13 protein-coding genes are annotated in these 21655 nt (G+C 43.9%); 10 read left to right on the top strand and 3 right to left on the bottom strand.

Annotated elements, in window-relative coordinates; genetic code table 11:
• Window positions 1–27 precede the first annotated feature (27 nt).
• Together RDO37_RS09230 and ybgF are read right to left on the bottom strand one after the other, a co-directional pair.
• Entirely contained in the window at window positions 28–2514 is a 2487-nt protein-coding gene (locus RDO37_RS09230; RefSeq protein ID WP_308498871.1) for a BamA/TamA family outer membrane protein, read from the bottom strand.
• A gap of 503 nt (window positions 2515–3017) precedes the next feature.
• On the bottom strand, window positions 3018–3743 hold the full coding sequence (ybgF, locus tag RDO37_RS09225) for a tol-pal system protein YbgF (protein WP_027939302.1): 726 nt from the start codon (window positions 3741–3743) through the stop codon (window positions 3018–3020).
• 2333 nt (window positions 3744–6076) lie between these two features.
• Between ybgF and RDO37_RS09220 the strand changes: the two genes are divergently transcribed.
• The 10 genes from RDO37_RS09220 to RDO37_RS09175 all read left to right on the top strand — a co-directional run bounded on the left by RDO37_RS09220 (window position 6077) and on the right by RDO37_RS09175 (window position 20684).
• Window positions 6077–7435, top strand: coding sequence for a TrbC/VirB2 family protein (locus tag RDO37_RS09220; protein WP_308498870.1), 1359 nt, complete (start codon window positions 6077–6079; stop codon window positions 7433–7435).
• 138 nt (window positions 7436–7573) lie between these two features.
• A complete protein-coding gene (locus RDO37_RS09215) occupies window positions 7574–7867 on the top strand; it encodes a VirB3 family type IV secretion system protein (RefSeq protein ID WP_027939304.1) in 294 nt (97 codons plus the stop codon).
• Window positions 7868–8021: 154 nt separating this feature from the next.
• On the top strand, window positions 8022–8699 hold the full coding sequence (locus tag RDO37_RS09210; protein WP_308498869.1) for a type IV secretion system protein: 678 nt from the start codon (window positions 8022–8024) through the stop codon (window positions 8697–8699).
• Window positions 8700–8742: 43 nt separating this feature from the next.
• Window positions 8743–9972 carry a TrbG/VirB9 family P-type conjugative transfer protein gene (locus RDO37_RS09205; RefSeq protein ID WP_308498868.1) on the top strand — a complete coding sequence of 410 codons (1230 nt, stop codon included), beginning with the start codon at window positions 8743–8745 and terminating at the stop codon, window positions 9970–9972.
• Window positions 9973–10057: 85 nt separating this feature from the next.
• On the top strand, window positions 10058–12325 hold the full coding sequence (locus RDO37_RS09200) for a hypothetical protein (RefSeq protein ID WP_308498867.1): 2268 nt from the start codon (window positions 10058–10060) through the stop codon (window positions 12323–12325).
• A 310-nt stretch (window positions 12326–12635) separates the two neighbouring features.
• Window positions 12636–13973 (top strand): TrbI/VirB10 family protein, encoded by a 1338-nt coding sequence (locus tag RDO37_RS09195; RefSeq protein ID WP_308498866.1) that lies wholly within the window; start codon window positions 12636–12638, stop codon window positions 13971–13973.
• A 376-nt stretch (window positions 13974–14349) separates the two neighbouring features.
• Window positions 14350–15831, top strand: a complete 1482-nt coding sequence (locus RDO37_RS09190) for a hypothetical protein (RefSeq protein ID WP_308498865.1) — start codon at window positions 14350–14352, stop codon at window positions 15829–15831.
• 311 nt (window positions 15832–16142) lie between these two features.
• Window positions 16143–16874 carry a hypothetical protein gene (locus RDO37_RS09185; protein WP_308498864.1) on the top strand — a complete coding sequence of 244 codons (732 nt, stop codon included), beginning with the start codon at window positions 16143–16145 and terminating at the stop codon, window positions 16872–16874.
• 265 nt (window positions 16875–17139) lie between these two features.
• Window positions 17140–18108 carry a type IV secretion system protein gene (locus tag RDO37_RS09180; RefSeq protein ID WP_308498863.1) on the top strand — a complete coding sequence of 323 codons (969 nt, stop codon included), beginning with the start codon at window positions 17140–17142 and terminating at the stop codon, window positions 18106–18108.
• Window positions 18109–19340: 1232 nt separating this feature from the next.
• Window positions 19341–20684, top strand: coding sequence for an MFS transporter (locus RDO37_RS09175; protein ID WP_308498862.1), 1344 nt, complete (start codon window positions 19341–19343; stop codon window positions 20682–20684).
• Between the two features lie 162 nt (window positions 20685–20846).
• On the opposite strand, the gene RDO37_RS09170 is transcribed toward RDO37_RS09175, so the two are convergent.
• The coding region (locus RDO37_RS09170) for a transposase (protein WP_308498861.1) at window positions 20847–21655 on the bottom strand (809 nt) is incomplete at its 5' end.

Raw genomic sequence — 21655 nt, 5'->3', positions numbered from 1 at the left:
GCTTGAAGTACATATTTTCGACCTTTACTAAAATTCAGGACCAAAGGCAAAGTGGAGCTGATAGACCTGTTCTTCGTTCTTTTGCAGACCCACTGCCACATCTACACGGACAATACCGTATGAAGATAAGAAACGATAGCCTAGACCTGGGCCATACATTAACTCATCTTTGTAATCATCAGTTGCTGTACCTACATCGCAAAATAGCGCTAAACGTGAGTTACTAATACCCATTGGGAATTGAAACTCTGCACTACCCACAGTTAAGTACTTAGCACCTTTAAGTCCACCCCATGGCTGCATTGCCGATCTATCACGATAGCCAAAACCACGAATGGAGTTGTCGCCACCTGCAAAGAAACGCAGTGATGGAGGGACTTCACCAGCATCAGGACCAAAGTTAGCACCTTGTTCTAAACGGAACAAGAAGCGAGTGTTCTCACTTGGCGCAATCACACCCTTGTATGTGCCTTTGACCTGCACAAAACTGCTATCTGAGATCGCACCTGCTGCACCCAAAGCCTCTAAAGTTATAGAGTAGCCACGAGTTGGATCATAGCCACCAGAGCTTTCACGACGGGTCAAAGACACTGCCGGCATTAAGTTGAGGGTACGGCCCTCTTCTTTAGCCTGATTAAAGTCTTCATACTCCAAACGCAAAGCATAATCACGTCTCCAACGACCAGTCTGATTAGCAATATAGTGCACCGCAAGCTGCGTGCGATCAGATAAAGTGTCGTTAAAGTCAGTATGAGTCTGAGCTGCATTAATGGTGTAATAGTCAAGATTTGGATTTTCGCCAGGGATCTTGTAAACGAGCTGTGCATCCTGAGTGATCTTAGTTAAGGTCATCAGCGTGCTTAATGAGTCACCACGAGAGTTCAAAAGTGGCTTATTCCACTCAAGTAATACACGAGGGCCTTCATCAGTGCTATAGCCAAGACCAATACGCATATTGTTATTGGCACGACGCTCTAAATGCATCTCTACAGGCACACGGAAGTTCTCAGCCTTATCCAATACCGGACGCACGTCTACAGAATTGTAATAGCCAGTCTGATTTAAAGAAGATACAAAGTTATTGATCTTCTTAGTGGCAAACTTATCGCCTGTCTTAAAGTTTTGCAGCGGATGGCTTGGCTTATAAAGCTCAGCAGTCTCATCATTCATGATGAGGTCACCAAAGTCATAACGCTTGCCAGAATCGTAAACGAGCTCGATATCAGCAAAGTTTTGGTTTTGATAAACCATGATACGCTTTGAGGTGAACTTACCGTCAAAGAAGCCCATGGATAAAGCTGTGTTATGAATAGCGTTCTTTAACTCTTCATAGACACCATGATTAAGTATCTTGTATGAGCCAAGTTCAGTATTTTTAAGCAGATCTTCAAAGACCTTGTACTTAACGCCCTCGCCTAAAACCTCAATCCTAGACTGACGAATGTACAAAGGCTTGCCTTGTTCTACCTCAACCTTAACTACTGTATCTTCTTTTTTGTCTTTCTCAGGCAGAGTAACTTTGATCTTTGGATGATAGTAACCATAGGCACGTAAGGCCTTAGTGGTAACTTCCTTAATCTCACGAATATAGAAAAAGGCACGCTTCTTTGGAATAACAGCAAGAGATCCTAAGTGCGCCTCAACATTAGTTAACAGCTCTCCAGATACACCACTAACGCTAAAGGACACAGGATCTTCAACTAAAACTTCACGCTCAGGTAAATCATCATTAGTTGAGCATGAACTAAGTGCCACCGATGCACAGCCAAGCATAGCTGCCCATACAGACAGACGTAAGTACTTACCGCCCACCGCCATAAACGAGGCTAATGGAGATGTAACAGGAGCTGTGTGGGATGCGACAGAAGATGCTAGCGCATCTGCCTTGCCACTATCTAAGATAGAAGGCACACCCGCAGCAACGCTAGAGGCAAAGTCCTTCTCGCTGCCAAAGTTCATGGCAACAGTCTTTGCTGTCTTATTAATCTCTTGGCGCACACATTGAGCTACGCAACTTGGCTTGAGCTTAGATTCAAGAGCCTGATTAGCAGCCGATGAAGCTAAACTGCTATTTTCCTGAGCTGATGTAGCTAAAGACACTGCAGCAAGGCTACTGCAAACCTCATCCTTGCCATTGCGAACAACGACATGGCTTTGCTTATATGACTTGGAGGCCTTGTAGTGCTTATTAGAGTGCTTACGGCTCTTGCTTGATGATTTGTTGGCTCGTTTAGCTGTCTTGCTTGATGATTTGTTGGCTCGTTTAGCTGTATTTCTAAAGGCCTTAGAGGATGTATTAGCACGCACTGCAGCGCAGTTAGAATTGTTTTGCTCTTGCTTAGTAGTATCTGCTGCCATGTTGGCAACAGATGCTTGGGAGAAATTACAAGAGCTCTTAGATTCGTTTACTGCAGAGTGTTTATAAAGATTTTGGGTGCAATGGAGCGTAGGATTACCAGTAATTTGTTTTACTGGTAAACGCTGACTTAATGCTGAAACTATGCTCTTGAGCATCTATTTCTCCGTTGCAACACAAGAAAAGTGCTAATTAGCCACTTAATTTAGTAGCTGCTATCAGCTTCGACAATAAAAGCCAAGTTTGCTTTGCCACCACAATATCACTATCTAAGCAAGCACTTTACAGATACGATGAATGAGACTGCATAGTGCTACTTTTAGCTAATGCCTTGAACTATGCAATGCCTCAGCTGTAACTTGCTTAAGCTGTAGCTTTTATTGTTGCGCTAAGCTAAATGCTTTAATCCATCTGACAAAAGTCATCTAAGCTACATGCTTGCGTCCCTCTAACATGAAGCCTCTAAACCTCGAGCGCAAGGGCGTAGCCACCATAGCGCTCTTTAGCGAGCGTGGACCATAGCTACAAAATTAATCCTAGCTTATCGTCAGAATGTTTAGAGTAGTGTAGTGATGCCTCTATCTACTCTCATCGTGCCGCATCTGCTAGCGTCAAGCGCTGCTTAGCTGAGCTTTTTGCGTGGGTGCGGCGCGATATGCAATTACTTAAGACGCTGCAGCTCACGTGAAGATAAAGTAGCAGCGGCATCGTTTGGATAAGTCTGAACTACTAATTGGAAGTAGCGAGTAGCCTTATCCTTATCGCCTAAGAACTTAGAGATCATGCCAAGTTTGTATAAGGCATCAGGACGCTTTTGTGAGTCGGCAAAACGAGCTACGTTTAAGAAGCTTAAACGTGCCTGCTCGTAGTTTGCCTGAGAGTACTGAACCTGACCGAGCCAGTACCAAGCATTTGGAGTTAAGGCATTGTCAGGATACTTCTCAACGTAGGCCTTAAATGCAGCTGCTGCGCCATTTAAGTCGTTATTCTGTACCTTGGCATAAGCATCGTTATAAGCCTTGCGAGACTCATCAGTTACGCCAGTGAGCTTACCAGTTGAAGATGAGGCAGCATTGTTGCTTGGAGCTGCAGGAGCTGCACTTGGGGTATTGCCAACTGGAAGATTGACTACAGTGTTATTGTTTGAGCTTGAAACTCCACCCTGGCGGCTTGCTAAATAACGTAACTGCTCAAGCTCACCACGTAAGGTCGCAATGTCCTGCTGCAGCTGATAAATCTGATTTTGCTGAGCATTCATGGTGCGCTGCTGTGCATCAAGCTGACGCTGCAAACTAGCCTCATCAGCCATTGCGTTGGTTAACAACATTGTTGCAATGGTACCTGTCAGCATACCAAGCAAAAAGATAAATCCTACCTTAAACTTCACTGGTTATTCTCCCTTACCCCATAGACATATGGCGGTGCATCTAATCTACTAATAGAGCGCATGATGACTACCTTGCCATTATCTTTTATGTGCAAGCAAGTACTTGCAAAAGCTTGTTTGCAATGCCCTCAGGCATTACACCAAAATCCTTAAACTTGCATACTAAGCAAGATATGCAAGTAATCTTGCTAAACCACATGGTTAGCAAGATGCGGCACTTTGTGCCTAAAAATCCTAGAGCATCAGACAGGTTATGAATAAAGCCTATCCTCGCTCAATACTAAGCTTGGTCATGCTCAGCAACTATGCTAGAGGCTACAGCATCTTAAGATGCTATGTGCACCATGCTTATAAGCACCCGTACAAAAGCGTAAGCGTTGCAAAACAATGGCACGTTCAGCTTAACTTAGGTAAGCGTTGCTCAAGAAAGAGTGGCATTGCTTTTCCTTTCGTAGCATTGCATTTCATTGCCTTCATTGCCTTGCCGTGTTTTGCACATGCTTAATATGCATGAGAGTTAGCCTAGCAATTACATCACAAAAGGCATAGCTCTAAGACAGACTACTATCTTAACTAGCGTGCAGCTACTGCCGCTTTCGCTAGCCTTTGCATGTTGACAATACAGTTAAGCTTAGATTATAGCCCAGTAGTGGCGTATCGTCAGCCCTCATAAGCTTTTGTTGCAATTGCACTGCAATTAACCTTGTTTATGAGCAATCTTTTTTGTTACTTAGCTTGAGGTCGATTTTTAGTAAAAAAATTTCATCTAAAACCAGCCATGAAGCTAGATTGCATCTATGATGGCTTGAGATTTTTGAGCTTTTGAGATCACACTTTTTGCCGACATTTTTCACGATTACGGCGCATTGTGACTGAGCTTATCTGTAAAGCCTGCCTATTTTGATTGCGACTACAGCAATTTGCCTTCGTCAAGAGCCGTAAAGGACGCCATAGCACAAAAAATATTTTCTGCACGAAATTTCAAAATCTTGTATCGATTTTGAATGGTAGTTCACACTTTTAACAAGTGCCCACCAAGCTCTCTTTTGTAAAACGGTTTTTGTATACCACTTTTAAAGGCCTAATAATTGAGAACTGGCTCACAGAATTTGCAAGCACTTTCACTTTACACCCCAAAGTAGCTACTAAAAGCCCATATATATGCCATTTAAGCCCGCACAAACGGCTCATGCAAAAATCGCTAACCAAGCGTGATCAAGCTCACACTTGCTTTTCAGCACTGCTCTGGCCATTTCTGTCTCTGTCATGCTGACAAACGCCGTATTTAAGCCATTTAAATAGATACAAATATGGCAAATTTGTCAAATAACTAAGCCTACTTTGTCTAAATAGCAATCACCTTAGCAAAATACCCAAACGTACATTTGAATCTACTATGAATCATTATTTGGGCAAATTTTTGAAAATCCGCCCATGGGTCTATCATTGCCTCAAAAGACGATGACCCGAGCAGCATTCAATAGCGCCCCCGCCACCGCCTAAGTAGTTCTCACGATATCTACCAACTGAAAGTGCACAGAGCCTATGCTTTGGCGCTTACGTTCCCTTAGCTTTAGCCACGCAGTTGCTTATGCTGCAGCGCTAACACTCAATAGCTTTCATTGGTTGGTTTCACTGAAGAAGACTACCGTTTGTAACTAAGGCCATGTGTTACTTATGCATAGCCTTGATGATTGCAAACAAGACAGATTACAAAGCTGCAAGCTCGACTTAGTCAAGCTTCAATATGCGCAACTAATTTTGCTTTTCGGAGGAGGAAGACTCTATCACCAATTGTGGCGGTGCTTAAGAGTTTTCCCATTATTTATGACTTGTTCCAATGCCCTTGCTCATTCCCAGGCTTTCGTGCATGCAGCTTGGTCAACTGAGCTAAATGATCTTGCTTTTAGCAAAACTAATTACTACCACCGACTCTTAAACAAGAGCATTACTCCCCACTCTAAATGGGCACTCCATCAGGATGCTGCACTCTTAGCTCAAGTGTATCAGCGTCAGCTATGTACACGCTTAGGACGTAGCAGCGCCTAGTAATCCACGCTTTTCTAAGTTCAAAGATAAAGGTGCTAAGCCACAGCCATTAGACGCAGCACAGCCAAAAGACTTCAGCTACGGCCGATGCATGGACTAATTCCATGTTGATGCTGATGCTGAGCATGGCTAGCACCATAGGCCTTTGCACGCCCAAATTAAGCTTACTGCACTCAAACAAATACGATATTTATCGCATTTGCATGCACAAAAAGAACAACACTGCCTGAGCTATTCAGACATTCAAATGTATTAAAGAGGCCTTGGCCTCTGGAGTTTTTACTATGTCACTAGCCTGTTTCGGAGCTCGTTTAGCCCCTCAAGTTAACAAGACTGCCACTAGCAGTCATGCTCCTAAGCAACCATGTGTTGATGCTACCCTCGCCTCATACAGCGCTGATGGAGTACTTCTGTGGAATCCGCATGGACAAAAGTCAGATGCTGTAAATAGAAATACTCGTAGCCATGGTGCTGCTAACTGTTCATATGCTGACTGCACCGCACCACGTTTGTCTACCTTTACCATCAGCATGTTGATGGCATTAAGCTATATATCAGTCATGCTGCTCATTGTGTATCTGAGCATCTTTTGTATGCCAGATGCCAATGCATCAGCAGCTAGCGCTGGTTCAGGTCTGCCATATGAAGTGTGGCTTTCAGCTCTGCAGCGTTCAGCCACCGGCCCAATTGCTTTTACCATTGCGCTTTTAGGCATTATTGGTTGTGGCGCTACCCTCATCTTTGCTGGTGGTGAAATCAGCCGTTTTATGCGCTCTATCATCTACATTATTTTGGTGATGACTCTCTTGCTAGGCGCTAATTCCCTCATGACCAACTTCTTTAATGGCGCTTCTATCAATCCACCTGTGGACGCTAAGAGCGCAGATGCAAAATCAAGCTCACAGAATGCTGCAGCAGAAGGTGCACAGAATAATGCTGATAAGTACGCAGCAGATCGCTCACACAAGGCCGACACTTCCACAGGAACTTTCGCATCTGACAGCGATGCTGCAGCTGCAGCGCTAAATGAAAGCGCCAAGCCTGCTGTAGATCCTCTTGCGGCTTATGGTGCTGATCCACTTTCTTTAGCATACAACAGCGCTGCTTATAACAAGCAAGCTCAGGATATGGCACGTAGAGAGCTTAAGCCATCAGTTTTTGCTCAGCAAAGACAGAGCAGCGCAAACTCATCACATGACTTAATTGTTGTAGATGAGGCACTAGAGGAGTTACGACAAGACTTCTTAGCCATCAATCCAGATCTTACATACGAAGAGCATATTGATCGCTTTATCTCAGGCCTCCTTAATGGCTATGGTATGGACTCTTCTAATCAGTCTAATGCCAATAACTCCAATACCAAAGACACCGATAAGTACAAACATCCATCAGTCTTTGTGCCTAAAGAAAGTGTGTATAGCTCTCACCCTTACTTTAACAAGACCTTAAGCGCTCTAAGCGAGGTTTATGACCTTAACTCTTATCAGTCATCACCACTACCTCTGATGAATAACGAGCTTACGGTAAAGATGTCACAAGGCAGCAATGGTGATTTAGAACTACAGCTATTTGAGTTCTCAAGTCGCACTTTAAAGGGCTTTATGCCAAGCCACCTTGACCTTAAAGACACGCGCCTATCCTGAATTGCTCCAGTGCTGATCTTGTGTTTAAACCTCATCTTTTTCTTTAGCTTTGTTAAAGACCAAAGATACAGCACTCAAACAAGCTTAGAAGATAGCTCTGACACATTCATACAGACAGACAATTTGCTGATTTAGTTTATGCGAGAACATCGAGTTTATAAGGCTTTAGGCAATTGCACGCAGATCTTAGGCTGCGACCGTGAGCTGTTTATGTGTAACACCTTAGCTTTAGTCACCTTAAGTATCTTCACGTACAACTTCGTCACCTTAATCATCACATTCACCATGTGTTTGATGATCTACTTTTGCCTCTATCAAATGGGCAAATACGATACGCGTATGCGCCAGGTGTGGCTTAGATCTTTGCGCTACAAAAACTACTACACCGCGCATTGCCAATACTCAAACCAAAGCTTTTACGCCAAGCGTTAAAGCAACTTTAGTCCACGCCTGTAATGGCATGGTTTAGTCGGTGCCTCATTAGGCATGGTTAAGTCAGTGCAACATTAGGCAATGAGTTCTCAGCGCCGGTTTAGGCAATGAGAAGCACTAGCCTTTAGATTGGGCACTACATTGAAGGGCTTTTATGAAACAGCAAGATGGAGTTGTAAGACTCTCTGGACTTGCCAAGGTGGTAAGTACCGTAAATGAACTTAAGCGACATGGCAGCGTAGCCTCAGTGTGCGTTTTATCGCTCTCTTTAAGTTTTCTTCTGCTCGCTGCCTACATCAGCCGCACCGAGCAAAGCATCATTGAGCCTTATTTGATTAGTGTGGACTCACATGGTGTGGTCTTAAATCAAGGGCGTATTAGTCACAAGCTCACTTCAAAAGATGAGGTGCCAGCAGCTGTCATTGACTCACTTGTGTCTGACTTTATCCGCGATCTACGCACTGTAACTTTAGATAAACAACTGCAAGCACAGCTTATCAATAAGGTCTATGCCTATATTGAGCAAGGCTCGGCAGTGCACCAAAAGATCAATAACTTTTACACAGACAATAATCCCATGAGCACCAACCTTGGAGGCTTATCGGTGCAAGTTGATATTGCCAACTTGATTCATCTAGACAACCACACTGTGCAAGTGGACTGGAAAGAGTCGATTAGCTCTAAGCGCGATCTCAAAGTCAAAGTCCATAAAAAGCGGGCTCTCATTAGCTTTAGTTTTGCTGATGCTAATCAAAAGACTGCCGCTAACTACTTAGACAATCCATTGCAGCTGTACATATCCGAACTCTTAATCTCAGACGTGATCGCCTGATAACAACACTTAAAACTTACTAGCAGGCCTTCTGGGAGAACTTATGAACTTACGCAAGTCTTTTCAAAATAATATAGCAGCCCCTGCAGCAGCATCTGATGAAGCTGCAGCTGTATACGAGTTTGCTGCTACCAATGCAGCACCATACTACACCTGGCTGCGCCAAGCCATGCATGGTACAAGCATGCTGGGTACTAGCATGCAGGATACTTGCAAGCTGGGAAGTAGGATGCTGGGTAAGCGCACTTTTTCGAATCTTAAGCTTAATACCTGTGCCTGTTTATGCATGAGCGCCTTGCTGCTTACGAGTGTGCCTACTTGCTTTAGTCTTGCTCATGCTGATAGTGCCCTTGATGACATCATTGCTTTAGGAGGTAATCAAAATACCCTCTCTAAGCAAGATATTGAGATTCTTAAGGCTTTAGAGGCTTCCAACAATCCTAAAGCTAAAAAGTCAGCAGTAAGCCGACCAATCGTTGAGCGTCCTGGCGAAGTACGCTTTGTCTATGGTGCAGGCAGGCCTACGGTGGTGTGTTCTTTACTGCATGTGTGTGACATTTCACTTGAACCTGGCGAGAGCGTGGTAGATGTGCAAACTGGCGATTCAGCTCGATGGGTTGTAGGCAGATCAGCTCATGGTTCTGCTCAAGGCATGGTAGAGCATGTAACGATTAAGCCTACCGACATTGGTCTTGAGTCTAATCTCACTATCTACACTGATAAGCGCAGTTACTCCATTGACATTAAGTCCTCAGCTAAAGACTTCATGCCTAATGTAAGTTTTATTTATACCGAACAGAGTATGCAGCGCTATCAAAACATCAAAAACGAACTGCTCGCTCGCAAACGTAATAACGAGCTGAACTTGTCAGCAAGTGGCGAGGAGCTAGCGCTAGCTGATGAAGATGAGTATGTATCAGAGACTGCAGCTATACCTGGACGCAAACGCGCTAAAAGCTCTGTAGCACTACTTTCCGGCCTGGACTTTAACTATCAGGTTAGTGGCGATAAGGAAGTCATTCCTCTACGTGTCTTTAATGATGGCAAACATACTTATGTACAAATGCCGCAAAAGCTCTCTGAGGGCATGTTGCCAGCCATAGTTGAGGTGACACAAACCCATGTCTTCTCTGAAGACGCCACTGCAGTAACTAACTATCGTTTGCAGGGCAATAACTTTGTGGTCGATGGCATTCCACGCCATCTACGCCTCTTTATTGGAAATGAAGACTCAGGACGAGCTATGAGCGCCGATATTATCCGCAATTCCTAATATCACCCATAGCGCTCACACTCATAACACTTGTTTTATTGCGCTCAAAGCAATTACTCCTCTTAAGAGAGGTTTGCGATTAATTATGATTAACTCCACACAGCATCAGTGCATCTTATCTCGCAGCAAGCTTGCACTTGCACTCACTGCAGCCTGCTCAACCATACTGTTAAATGCTTGCAACCTGAATGACTTTGCTAATTCATTTCGTGACTTTGGTGGTGTTCAGATCGATAGCCATGAACTCGAGCTTAAACAGCAGTATCTGTACTCAAAATATGTCTGCTTAGACTTCGTCCCAGCACTGTCTCACTACTATGCATTAAATCGTACTACCTTTGCAGTGTATGCCGATGATAAAGCTCCTGATGAACTTAAGCAGCACTATGAGGCCTTAGCTGATGTCATGCAGCAACATGGTGCTGCAGTATGCCGTAGTAAAGCAAGCTGCAAAGGCCGAGCAACTGTCGTTAACAGCTCCTTAATCAAATCTCAAGATGACAGTATCTACATGGTTAATGTGAATACCAATAAGCTCAAGCTCTCTCGTCTTTACACCACTCAAGGCGAATCTTTAGGACCAATGAGTGTCTTATCGCATAAGAAGGCCCTCTATCGCAGCAAGCTTACCGAGCCTAATCAATACCGCAGCGCTCAAGACTTTGAGGCACAAGCACAAGAGCAACTGTTAAATGCATACCGTGCACAGACCATTGAGCAAACTCAAGATATGTTCATTGATGAAAACGCTCAGGCCACTGCAAACATCACTGGTGCAATCGCTGCTGCCGCCACCTCAACTAGCACAGCAACTAAAGCAAGCAAATCAACTAAGTTAAAGGCCTCAAATAAATCAAGATCAGTAAACAAGACTAAGAGCAAGGCCATCGCCCGCACCACAACAAACTCTGCATCTCCAGCAGCTTACGCATCAACATCTGCATCAGCTACCTCAAGCAATGCATCTGCATATGCCAATGCTATCGCTAGCTCGAATGCCAAGAGCGAAGGTGCTTCACTAGCTCAAGTTAATGATGTTAGTGCAGCATCTAAGATTGGTGAGAGTGCAGGCGCTAGCAAGCGCAGTGAGAGTCTCTTTCCGGCTTTAGACACGATGAGCGCAAAGCTTAGAGTGAATCAGAATGTCGAGGGATCTTCATTAACTGGCATGCTGGTAAGTGAGTCAATCAGTACTAAAGGTGCTGCCGAGGTTAAGGGAAGTGTTGCTGATGAGACCAAAACTAGGATGAGTGCGCCTGATAGCAGCTTGAGTGCTCAAGATAATGGCGTAAAGAGCGAGGAGCGCAAGTCATCTATTGGAGCAAATTGGCTAAGTCGTCTCTTGGGCATATCATCTGCCAACGCCATGGGGCTTGGTGAGGCTATGGATTTGGCTAAGGATACGGTGAGGCAAAAGTCAGAACTAGAAAATACCAGCACCGGACAATTAGCGAGCAAACAAGATCCAATACCCATCCCTGACCAACTTAAGGAAGTGAGTATTAAGCCACAAAAGGTAAGTAACACCAATCCGCTTGAAGGATTTGTCAGAGATATTCAATACAAAAACTTATATGGCAACTCTGTAATCTGGAAGTTTCATCCTGAATTACAAGAAGCTAAACGTATTGAGCTTGAGCAAATGCTGGCACTTGATGCAGCTAAGACCAATCCTGACCTGTTCAGGGCCGATATTGATTACCTTAACTACATGTGTATTAAGGTCCATCCACAAGAGCAGCAGGATGCTTTACATGATGTCTCACCAATAGCTCATACAAAGGATAAGTACTGGATTAAAGAGCGTTTGGATGCCAAGGGCTTCAATTTTGATGAGCATCAGGTTTACTTTGCTCATGATGGCACTATTAGAACTAAGTACACCAAGGAGGAAGAAGAGATCTTTAGCCGTCAGTTTGCTGCAGCCATCCATGAGGCCAAGAAAAGAACTGTACCAGATGCATACCCTTGGGAAGTTACCGATAGTGATGAAGTTACTTTTGCTAAGGTCACTACCATGGTTAAAGAAGGTAAAACCCTCGATTTAACTTTAAAACCTTTAACCGATCTGTCGGACTTTGCCTCTTCTAAGTACTTAACTAAATACCTCGCTCCATATGAAGAGCAGCTGATGATGAATGACTACAAGAACTTAATGATATTCAAGTACGTGCAGCCACATGAGGATCATAGTGCACCACATTATGATTGCCCTGCAGCCTACTATGGCCACTTTGCTTTATCTAAGTATTTATCAAAAGATGTCATGAATTACTTAACTAAGTCTTATGTACAGCACTTAACCGCTAAACCTAACGATGCTGCTTATGAGCACCAAATACTAAGTGCTTAGCGCCTTGCAAGCAGGTTTAACTCTTGGTCTTGCACACAGATTCATTGCCAAATCTTATCTCATGGCAATGAGCATATTAGCAATCTCTAGCCATGAGTTAACGACCAAGATCTTGCTGTACATATTCTTAAACTATAAAAAGGAGACGCAATTTCACCTTTCTTGATGGCATGCTCGCTAGGCTTGCTTCACTAAGCTGTGCTGTGCTGTGCTGGGTTTAGCTTAACTTGGCTTTACGGCTAGCTTGGTTTGGACAGGCTTGGCTTTATGGCTGGGCTGGGCGTGCTTTGGGTGTGATTGCGTAATTGTTATGGAATGCCTTAATCAAAAAGTTAGCTCCTCACGAGCAACTAAAGCACCTTTGTACCTGCTTTTGGGTATATCTGCAGGCGTCAGTGTGCTCTCCATGCTCAGCTCCTTAGGCCAATCTGAGCGTAGTCAAACTATGGAAGATGAAGAGGATGCGATAACAACTGCCCATAGCTCTGCCATCTTAACTGAGCTTAAGTCATCCTCAGAAAAAGAGCATATCGCTTTAACCTCAACTGATGACTTCTTAAGCGACTTAGTTAACTACACCGGACTTTATGAAGGTGCAAGCTTTAATGAGCATAAAGCTGAGGAGCTACTGCCACAAGCTCAAGAGAAAGTTGCACGGGTACAAATTGAGAGCCAAGCACCAGAGGTAGTAGTTGAGAGTGCCCACGATAAAGCTGTCAAAGCACTACAAGAGCGCCGTGCCTCAGCGCTACTTAAGGCCTTGTCCTCATCTGTAGCAGTTGAGTCTGTTATGCAAGATAAGACCAATCTTGCTACCTCTGCAAAGCTTGTCTCTGGCCATGGCTACGAAGCAGCACGTGATGGTCATGCAGTTGGGGTTAATGCTCAGCAATATCTAAGTGATGCCTCAGCACGATTAAATGCCCTTAACTCAGCTTCCTTAGCTAGCGACAGTGGCGTTTATACATCAGGTGCAAACTCTTTAGGCACTGCTTTAGATGGCAGAACTATGGATGCATATAATTCGCTTGCTTATGCTGGCTCACACTTTGACACCACCATGCAAAAAGCAGCCTCTGCCTTTACTTTAATGCAAGGCTCAGTAGTTCCATGCGTACTTTTAACTGGCGTTAACTCTGATGTTCCAGGCATGGTACAAGCCCAGGTAATCTCAGATGTTTATGACTCTACTAGCGGCGAGCATGTACTCATTCCTAAAGGCTCAAAGCTTTTAGGCCAGTACGCTTCAGGTCCAATGCGTGGCCAAAAGCGCATGATGTTTGGCTTTAATCGCCTTATCTTCCCAAACGGTCGCTCTATGCAATTAGGATCAATGCCTGCAAGTTCACGAGATGGTTATGCCGGCATTGGCGCTAATGTAGACAATCGCTTCTTTGAAATTCTTGGCAATGCCATTTTATTAGGCGGTGTCACTGCCGGCATTGCTCTGAGCGTTGATGATAACAATCGTGACGCTAATGGCGATCTCACTCTCAACGGAGCTCTTTCCCAAGGCCTTGGCCAATCCGTGGGTCGTGTCATCACGCAGATTATCGAGCGCAATATGAATATCGCGCCGACACTGACTATCAAACCAGGCTATGAGTTCAATATCACGCTCATGCAAGATATCAACTTTGCACAGTAAGTTGATTTAAACCATTAACCCTTTTGCCAAGCCCAAGCATAAGCACATAGCGCATCACTTAAGCGAGGTTAATTCCTGACTCTTATTTAAGTCATGCCTCATTGATAGCTAATGATTGCTGTTACAAGCGCTAGCATTTGCATATTTGCTCGTGTACGGCGTAGCTTAGTGCTATGTAGTTTAGTGCGACGTAGCTTAGTGCTTCGTTATGTTGGCGCAGCGTTCACTGTTGAACGGATTTGTTTGTGCTCTTGGCAAACTTTAAAACTTTTACATTGGAGGGCAGCACACGGGCCTCTTTAACAAGAGGCTACGCACTGATTTGCGTATGTACGATCATAGACATATTAGCTATGTACTACCTAGTGGCGTGGATATGGGACTACTTCAAGCTGTTGCCCCAACGATCGAATGGAACAAGTTAAAGCGCAAAGTAAGCTATGAGCCAAAATTCAAAGCTAAGAGCACTATCGACAATGTACTCGTCTCTTTAAACGATGAGTCATTAGATAGCTCTTGTTATGAAGAAGGCCTCAAGCTCATTGAGCACTTTGAATCTAATGACTGCCTCACTCTGTCACATAGCATTACCTCTGCTGCAGCTATCGTAGAGAGAGTCTTTGAGCACCTCAATGCCATTAAAGAACGCGCTATACAAGAAGTGCTCTTTGACAGACTCCCAGACTTTGACAAGCTGAATCCAGTAAAGAGCAAACCATCTAAGCTTACTTCTACATCAAAGCGTGCTCTATCTTCTGCCAAGGCCGCTGCTGCTAAGTCTGTTTGCAGCGTGGATAAGTCACTTAGCGATATGAACATACCAAGTGATGCCATGGCAGTGTTTGAAGATGGAGCTCAGTTTACTAGCAATGGACTTGAAGGTGTTGCTAAGGCTACTAGCAATGGACTTGAAGGGGTTGCAAAGCTTGTGCATGGCGATGAGTTTGAGCATGGCTTTGAAGAGGCACTCAATTGCAATGCCATGAGCCAGTATGCTTCGGATACTACTTTGCGTCCTATTGTGTATGCCCTGTCCAACGGCAAGTTTATCAACATCAAAGCATCTGATGGATCGTACTTTCACTCCTTTGAAAACAAAGGCTATATAAAGCATTTGTACGACTCACAAGCTGCCTTTTCTCAAGATGAAGTACATGACATTAGCTTAAAGGTTAAGTCGCTCTCTAGTGAGTATAGCTGTGCCCTGCAAAACAAGAAGCAGCATGGCGGTGCAGCTCTTGCCAAACAGAGCTACCAAGATGAGGTTATGAAGATTTTCACTGAGGCTGGCTATCGTTATATGAGTATCAAACTCATTGCACAGCTCTATGAAACTCTGTGTGCTTTAGATGGTGCCCATCGTAGCTTGCATAACTATGTGCCTTTTGAACCAGTGAATAACTATGAAGTTAGCGCCATGCCGCTTGATGTGGAAGTCAGCCCCAAGATCCGTCTGTTTGTACGTCTCCTAGGCCTTTATCGTCTGTGCTTTGATTACAGCAAGGACAATGAGTGGTGCTCCATCATGCAAGATAGCTTCACTCTCTTTAGAGACTATGCCGCCGCACAGCTGTTTAATCGCGATGCCATCAAAGATGTGCCTCATGATTTAGCCGCTATGCAAATTGAGCACGATATCAATCGCTCCAAAGAGAACAAGCGCTTCTTTAGCAGCCCTGAGCTGTTAGATAACGATGCTTGCCTGCTGTATGACTGCCGCTTGCACCATATCACTAATGAACGAGCTATTAAGTTTGAAAACTTCTTAGCTATCGCTGCCTATATCAATGCACGGCAGCGCTTTGTTAAGCACTTACAGGCAAACTCATTCACGCAAAAAGCTGCCACTACTTGTTGATATAAAGCTCTAGATCGGGACAAAAGCCCTTGTAACTCTATATTTTTTTAGGAGGACGGCTCCAAGGGGCGGAGAGCTTGACTATGCTCATGGCCCTTGTGGTCCGATTAACTATGTCTAAGCACCAAGATTCTTTATTTTCTGCCTTAAGCGTTGCTCGCAGATTGTTTAGCAACGCCATCAAGCCTTTTTTGGTAAATATGCATGAGTCTAAGGCTCCGCAAAGCCTTGCATCAAAAGCATCATCGCAGCTCAAAAGAGGCCCATCTTACCGTGCAGCATCTAGCATTAAGCTTTCTGTGGCTCTTTTTATGGCACTAAATTACACCAATGCTCATGGAGCAATGCCGGTCTTTGATGGTGCTGTACTTGCTCAGACTATACAGGAACAAGTGCTAGCCGTAGAGCAATGGGCTCGCGATAACATCAATCAGGCTAGGCAAATTAATGAGCTGCTCTCAGGTAATACCATTGCTAGTGATACGCAAATGCTCATGGACAAGAATTACACCATGGATAACAAATACACCTGGGAGTATATTCACAAGCTGCAGCAAGACACTATGGCCATGCTCTACGCTTCCAAAGCAATCTGGGATGAGTTTGGCTCAGCTAATCGCTATTACACTTCATTTAGAAAAGCTCAGGCTTGGGATCAGTGCATGCAATCTGGCAATTGTACTTTCTCTCAGACCTTACAAAATCTTGAGGATAGCTCCATCTCTCAGGCCATGCAGGCTTATAAAAATGCCGAGCAAATGAATGACAAACTCTTAGTGCAGATTGATAAGCTCCAACGCATTGCAGATGAAACACAAAACACTAACTCGCAAGCTGCCACATTAGATGGTCTGTCAAAGATTAACGGCTCAGTAGCCTCCTCCATGATTGATCTCAATGCACAAGTAGCGCAGCTTACTAAGCTGCAAGGACATGCACTAGCTAAGCAGAGCAATCAAGCCCTGGCAGATGAGTTTTACTTTAGAGAGGTTGCCAAAAGCACTTCCAAAAAAGTAGAAACTCTTCCCACTCGCTTGCCATAGCCACACAGCAGTGCCCCATCAGCTCAGCCTAGCTTAGCTTAGTAGCTCAGCCTTCATCTAAGCAAGATAGGCGCACTTTGTGGCTGTTGCTTGTTATCTTGTTTTATCTACCTGCATGGGATGATGTTTTCTCCAGAAACTATGGAAGGTGTTTTATCCAAAAACTATGGATGGCAATTTATCCAAAACTGTGGAAGGTGCTCTATCCACAAAGTTAATGCACATGTGCAAAATGCAAAGGTGCATGGTGAGTGAGGTTAAAGATATGGTGTTGCCACAGCAATACGGCAATGCACAGCCTAATAAAAGCGCAATGCACACTCTTTATGTGTGTGGTGCTTATCTTGTGCTTACTGCGCTTGTCCTTGCTTTAATGAGCATTGAGTGCAAGGCAGCAAGCACTAGTCTTAGTGATGAAATCAGTCTTGCAGAAGTGCTTAAGCTCTATGAGTACAAGCTTTTAGATATGCGTATGAGCATCATGAGTTTTTGTCAGACTATGATGTTCTACTTAGGCGCTATTAGCCTGGTAATCGAGGGGTCTAAGGCTATCTTAAGGCATGCCGATTACTTCTACATCTTCACAGCCATGATCCGCATTATTCTAACTTTTGGTGCGATCTACTTTCTCATTTTCAATGGCTATGAATTTGCCTCGGATGTCATCAACTCATTAATTCAACTTGGTGCTGGTGATGAGCATAGAGGAAACTTAGAGGGCATGCTGCAGTTAATTGAGTCGTTCTTTACCTTAGCTGACAATTACGCCAAGCAAATGGCCGGCAAGAGCAAAGTTTATTATTACGTCTTCTTAACTGTAATGTTTGTGCTCTTAGTTGCCTTCATCTTGCGCTATGTCACTCTCTACGTCTGGTCAATGCTCTTGTGTGTAGCCGGCATGATTCTTATTCCTTTTGGTGCTCTTGCCTCTACTCGTGGTTTAGCTATTAGCTACTTTAGAGCCGTATTAGCTACAGGTATAGCCTTGATGACCCTCACCATCATCTACATCATTGGTATAGACGTGATTAGACTGCTTACAGTCAGAATCAATAACTATATTGCCTCTGGTGGCACTATCCATCTACAGGACGCTGGCTACATTGTTATGGTCATGCTTTTTGTAGTTGGCATGGGATTTAAGCTACCTAGCATGATGTCATCCTTGGTATCTGTAAGCTCCTTTAACTATTTTACGCGCTTAAGCTTGCGCCCAAATAACCACATTGTTTAGCCAATCAAGCTAAACAGCAGCAAAAGACTCCTCTGCATCCTAATTGCCAAGCTCACTTAATAGCTTGCTGCCGTTTGGCAAGCTTAAAGCCTTACAACCTATCTTTCCAGCAAGTGCTGCTCGCCTATCTCGTCCCACTTAATCAGGCGAGCAGTTCCTACCATCTTTTCCTACCTGCAGCCATAAAATCAGCTAATTTATGTCCCGCAATTACTACCTGACTACACAAAAGCCTGATACTTTTAGCTCTCGAGAAGCTATGAGCATGCTCGTTACGTTTGCCACGATTATCAAGATTCACTCGCTGTTAATTGCTCTTACTTCGTAAGCACAGCATCTGTCCGCACTGTATGCATAAGAGTGCTATACATGTATCCCATTTGCCATGCTTGCTCGATGAACACTGCCTTGATGGGCAGTTTGATCGCAAGCCTGATAGCTCTATTGCTGTATAGATGCATACTTGAGCGCTTGTTTGATGGCTGCTAACTTGATGGCAGCTTGCTTGATTGCTCTATTGCTTGATCGCAGCTTGCTTGGTGAGTCGGTGGCGGCGGCTTTGCAATTTATTGCAAAAGCGCTTGCTTGTATGCCATTGAGGATGGGTGATTTTCAGTTCAATCAGTCTTATTTTGACTGTAATTGAGGGCTAGTGAAAAAAGTTTTGCATCAAGCTAGACACTATCTCAAATGAGCATATACTTTGTAATAGCTTCCCAAATTAAGCACTAAGCAATGATGCTTATCAAGGCGCTAGAGAGACTAGAGTGTCTGCAAGATTTTGAAAAATTTGCATGCTATTAACTGTCATCGAAAGGCGCTTGATAATGAAAAATGCTTAGATACAAAATTCTACATAACACTGTATTTATTTTGCTAAACAGCGCTGCTCACATGGCTTTAAAGGGCTCTTAGTCTTATACCCATCTAAGCCATGATAAGTGAGCTTGATTATCTGTAGTTAATTATCAGTCTTGCAATAGATCTGGCTAAAGGCCTTGGGCTTTTGGCACGGTCTTGTATTCTTTTAATTAATCAAGCTAGTGCTACGAAGTCTTTGAAGATAACTTAAGTTCGTGCATTACAGCTACATGAAAAGAGCACTTGGCAAGATGGAATTGATAATCACAGATAAGCACATGGAATTAATGCATTTATATGCCATGAGTCCATGGGCATAGTACTTGGGAACTTAGGCCATCGTATTGTTTTGGACTTCTGGAGCTTTTTTAGTGAACTGGAAAGTAGTTTTGGGCCTTATGACCTGCAATGTCGTGCTGATGTCTGCAAGTTATACCATGTTAATTCCGTTTTTGCCTTTGTACCTCAAAAATGAGCTCGGCGCATCCCCTGACTCGCTTAATCTGTGGTCAGGTGCGATTTTCGCTGTCTCCTTTGCTGTATGTGCGGTCATGGCTCCTATTTGGGGTAAGATGTCCGACTCTAAAGGCAAAAAGCTCATGTTGCTGCGCTCTAGCACCATGATTGCCATTAGCTATTTTGCCGGTGCTTTTGTTCAAACTCCATTTCAGCTCTTCTTAGTCCGTGCCTTCCAAGGCTTTGCAGCCGGTTTATGGCCAGCATCTTTAGCCCTGACCTCAGCCTATACTCCAGCTAACAAAGTTGGTCTTTCTATGGGTGTGATGCAGTCAGCCAATATTTGCGGTGGTATTTTAGGCCCACTCTTTGGCGGCATACTCGCACAGTACTTTGGTATTCGCACCTCTTTCATGATTGCAGGTTGCGCCTTAGTGATTATTACAGTGCTCACCTTAGTCTTAATTAAAGAACCACCTGCAACTGACAAAAATAAGAAAGCCAAGCCTACTAGCTACAAAGAGTTACTGCATCGTGACGGCGTCATGGTTATCTTGATTGCTGCCGGCCTTACCAACATGGTTATCATGCTCTTGCAGCCTATTTTGACCTTGTATGTAGGAGAGTTACGCGGCTCGGATGAAAACCTCATCATGATCTCAGGCTTTGTATTCTCTTTATCTGGCTTTGCCGGAGCTATTGCAGCTCCAATTTGGGGTCGAAAAGGTCAGGCTATTGGCTTTTACCGCACTATGGTCACGGGACTTACAGCCTCAGGACTCTTAATTGCACTGCAGTTTATTCCTAACACTTTAGTGCCTTTTGCCATGCTGCAGTTCTGTGTAGGTTTAGGCTTTTCTGGCATCTTCCCATCAGCTAACTCTATGGCTATCAATTTAACTAGCCCACTTGAGCGTGGTTCGATGTTTGGCATGCTCTTCTCTGCTCAGCAGGTGGGTGGAACCATTGGCCCAATCATTGGCGGTGCGATTGCAACCTATTTAAACCTAGCCTCTATCTTCTTACTCTCGGGCTGTACACTTTTGTGCATTGCTCTTTTTGTTGTGCTCAAGGCTCCAGCATCCTTAAAGGCTGCGCCATCTACTTGCGCCAAAGAAACTCGCTCTCACGATGCTATTGCTGAGATTAAGGAGCAAGTGGCATCAGAAATTGCCTCACAGCTTGAGGCCGAGCAGGCTGCAACCAAATCAGTGCGTAAGCACAACAATCACGATCTCGAAGAGCGCACTATCGACTAGGCCATTGCCAGCAAAAAAGTTAGTTTCATTACGCAAAAGGCCCAACATGGTTGGGCCTTTTTGCTATGGTCGCGCCTTATGGCACTTTGATGCGCCTATATCGATTAACTTGAATTCCCGCGTTAATTTTAGTGCTACATAAAATATACCAATGAAATAGCATTATCGACTGATGGAAGTTTGATGTTTTACACCAATAAGCTTGTACAGGTCGTTTTGCTTTTTCGTTGGCTCGAGGGGAACGACGCAATCATCGAACACCTTAGCCTTCTGATTCTTCATAATCATTAGCACGTCATCTAATGAGTACGTAGTGCTCTTTAGGTCTTGCTGTAACATTCTGAGTATGATTGTGCTTATGAATACCATAAGCAGATGCCCTCTAAAGGTTTCTTCAGACTGAACACATAGAGGCATTGCCTTTGCGTAACTCTTGGATATATCGAAGACCTGTTCAATGTCTTGTCTCGAATAGTATAGAGGTAATAAGTCCTCTGTAGCTATTCTTCGTGAAGATAAAAGCATAAAGACGCCAACCTTTTCAAGCTTAGCCTGAATATCATCTACGCTTAGCTCATCCTCATCTGCAGTCTTTGCGATTTGTTTTCTCTCTGACCATCTTATGTCATCGTCAATACCTAAGTAGGCATACACGGTTTTGCCTGAGGGTAATGTAGCTTGGATTCGTTTTAAATAAACAATGCGACCGTTATATAGGTGCATATTAGCTTTATGCTCTAAAGACGCTAAATGATCTTTAATAATATGCTTGTATAGTGTCCAGTTTTTCTTGAGCCTTGATAAGAAGGATATTTTGTTCTCTAGCAAAACATCAAGGCTATCAAGTGTTAGATATCCTGCATCCAGAATTGCGAACTTAGTATCCACTTTCATAGCTTTAAGCTCAGCTATAGCGGTTAGTAAGGTAGAGACGTCGACTATGTCGCCGGAAACATATCTCATGTATATAG

The organism is uncultured Anaerobiospirillum sp., assembly GCF_902485895.1.
GTDB lineage: Bacteria > Pseudomonadota > Gammaproteobacteria > Enterobacterales > Succinivibrionaceae > Anaerobiospirillum > Anaerobiospirillum succiniciproducens.
This window is presented reverse-complemented; position numbering and strand designations above follow the sequence as displayed.